Annotated in this window: 1 protein-coding gene and 1 pseudogene; both read left to right on the forward strand. The window is 57.9% G+C overall.

Translation table 11 applies throughout. The features are described from left to right. Nucleotides 1–2469 (forward strand): RHS repeat-associated core domain-containing protein (locus tag WS91_RS25055; RefSeq protein ID WP_082758335.1); only part of this gene is annotated, 2469 nt, incomplete at its 5' end. A gap of 101 nt (nt 2470–2570) precedes the next feature. Continuing rightward, nucleotides 2571–3144, forward strand: a pseudogene (locus WS91_RS34525) (transposase); the annotation flags it as partial. Nucleotides 3145–3220: the final 76 nt, after the last annotated feature.

The following is a 3220-nucleotide window of genomic DNA, read 5'->3' on the forward strand; positions in this document are numbered from 1 at the left end:
GTATGGGTGTACGGCGAGCGGGAAGCCGACGCGCAGGCGCACAACCTGCGCGGGCAATGTGTGCGTCGCTACGATACTGCGGGACGGCTCGAGTGGCGCGGCTTTCGTCTCACCGGAGAACCCGTTGGTGAAACCCGTCAGTTACCCATGAGCGCCGAAGATGAAGCAGACTGGGTGGGCAACGACGAGTCGGCGTGGGCAGGCGAACTGGACCCGACGTTGTACAAGACCGTATGGACGCATGATGCGACGGGTGCCTGGTGTACACAGGTCGACGCGAAGGGCAACGTGCAAGCTCGTGCCCACGATGTTGCGGGCCAGTTGGCCAGCAGCAGCCTGACGCTGGCCGGCGATGGAACAGCGCAGCCAGTACTTAGATCGATCGAGTACAGCGCAGCGGGCCAGGTGCTCAGCGAAATGGCGGGCAACGGTGTGATGAACACATACGCATACGAGCCCGAGACGCAACGACTGATCGGCGCGCGCACGACGCGCCCGGATCAGGCGCGTCGTGCCACCGTGCTGCAGGACCTGCACTATGCGTACGACCCGGTTGGCAATGTGCTGAGCGTGCACAACGACGCGCAGACCACCACCTACTGGCGCAATCAGCAGATCGAGCCGGTGCACACCTATGCCTACGACGCGTTGTACCAGTTGACTGGCGCAACTGGGCGGGAGACGGCTAATCGCGGCCAAGATGGGCCATTACTGCCCGCACCGGCCATTCCGCTCGACGACACGGTCTATACGAACTACGAACGTACCTATACATACGACCGCAGCGGTAATCTCACGCACGTTCAGCACCGAGGGGCAGCGCGCTACACAAAGACGATCGTGGTGTCCGGTCGCAGTAACCGCGCGATTGAGCAGAATGACCAGCAGAATTTGAAGCCGGAGCACATCGACGACGGCGACTGGTTTGATGCGGCAGGCAACCAGCGGATTCTGCTGCCGGACCGATTGCAGCCGCTGGACTGGAACGGTGACAACCGGCTGGCGCGGGTGACGCTCGTCAAGAGGGACGGTACGACGGACGATCGTGAAGTGTACCAATATGGTGCAGACGGGACGCGTGTGCGCAAGCAGACGCGTACTTATACCGCGGGCACGAAGCGCACGCAGACCAGTGGCACGATACGCATTGCCGAGTCAATTTATCTGCCCGGGTTGACGCTGCGGGTGACACGTAGTGAGAGCGGGCAGGGGGTGAAAGTAATCAAGGTGCTGCACGAGGTGAAACTGGAAGCCGGCCAGATGAGCGCGCGAACACTGCACTGGGAAAGCGGGCAGCCGGACGGCCTCGTAGACGACGCCATTCGTTACGAGATTGGAGGGTTGACCAGCTCGATCGGACTCGAGCTGGACCAGCACGCAGAAATAATCAGCCGGGAAGAATACTACCCATACGGCGGCACGGCAGTAGTGACAGCGCGCAGTCAGGCAGAGGCAGATACGAAATACAACCGTTACTCTGGCAAGGAGCGCGACGCGACAGGGTTGTACGACTATGGCCTGCGGTATTACCAACCTTGGATTGGACGCTGGCTCAACGCTGATCCCGCCGGCCTCGTCGATGGCCTGAACCTTTTTGGCATGGTACGCAACAATCCGGTTACCTACGAGGACGTTGGTGGCCTTGCCGCCGACGTCCCTGTTTCGGGCCAGATGTCGCTAGCGACGAGATTGGCACGTGTGGTTGCACGTATTGGGCGGGCAGTACAAAGGTTGATGAAGAGCCAGGAGGACCCCGCACGAGCGAAAGCGAGAGACGCGACGGCAATCGCCAGTGGGGCGGTGGAAGAGACTGATCTGGCAGCGCGGACAAACAGACCGGCTCAGAGCATTGATCAAGGAATGCAATGGTGGGCGGAAGTGAAAACTGACGAAAACATCACAATATTCAATCGAAAATTCGCGGTATGGTACGGTGGTTATACCGACAAGTTCCAAGGTAAGCAGGGGGTCGAGGCGATGATAATTCATGGCGCTAAAGAGCGAGATAATGGGGACAGTGTCCTAGTTTGGGGGAAGCAAGCCGAGAAAGTTGCTGGGAGATTTACTGGTAAATATACTCGTACAAGTAAGGGGATAGCAGCAAATGCTTTAGAAGAGCAGCTAAAGTTGAAATACTCTATAGACTTGACCAAAGGAACTACGCCCTTTCATTTGATTAGTTGTTATGCCAAGAGGGGGGCCGCCCAGCAAGTGGCAGACAGTATCGATAGGCCAGTTGTGGCTTATTCCAAGCACCCTGTTAGGGCACATGGCGTGGAGCGCGCTGAGGATCCATCATTTACGGTGTACGCGGCTTTGAGGAAGCATGATATTAGGCGATTATTCAATAGAAAAGACCATATTTCGTCGCCACGTATTTTTTATCCTCAAGCTTGGGGCGTAGCCTCTCACAAATTGGGAGCGAGGCCCGTGGCGTCAAAGCCGCGGTCCTCGACGTCACAATGTTGAGCGCGAGTACGTCAGTCGATGTGATCCGCTTTCGGAATCCTGGGCTGATCTGAGAGCGAGTTTTGCGGCAAACCTGCCCCTGAATCACGAGGTCGTTTGTCATGAAACGGAAACGCTTTTCGATCGAGCAGATTGTGGCGGTACCGAAACCGGCAGAGCTGGGGATGCCGGTAGTCGATGTGATCCGGCAGGTCGGCATTTCCGAGCAAACGTTCTATCGATGGAAGAGGCAATACGCGGGGATGCAGTCGGATCAGGTGCGCGAACTCAAGCAATTGCAGGATGAGAATGCGCGGCTGAAGAAGCTGGTTGCCGAACTGAGCTTGGATAAGGCCATCTTGCAGGACATAGCCGCAAAAAAATGTGGCCCGGCCCGCGCTGAGGCGAGACGTGGTGGACTACGTAGTAAGCCACTATGGATTGACGATGAGGCGGGTCGGTCGGCTCGTGAAGCAGCCGCGCAGCGTTCAGTACTACCGGAGCGTCAAGGATCCCCGTGCGGAGCTGCGCGCACTCATGCGCGAGATTACCTACACGCGTGTGCGTTATGGCTATCGGCGTGTTCACGTGCTGTTGCGCCGCGAAGGTTGGCAGTTAGGTAAGAACCAGGCGTACCGGCTGTATTGCGAGGAGCAATTGCAGTTACGTTCGAAGTTGCCCAAGCGCCGAAAGATGGGCTACTACCCGTGGTTCACGGTCGCCGAGGACGAGAACGATACCTGGCAGCCGACGAACTGACGAAGTGGCAGTG

The sequence above is a fragment of the Burkholderia sp. MSMB1498 genome (assembly GCF_001526245.1).
GTDB lineage: Bacteria > Pseudomonadota > Gammaproteobacteria > Burkholderiales > Burkholderiaceae > Burkholderia > Burkholderia savannae.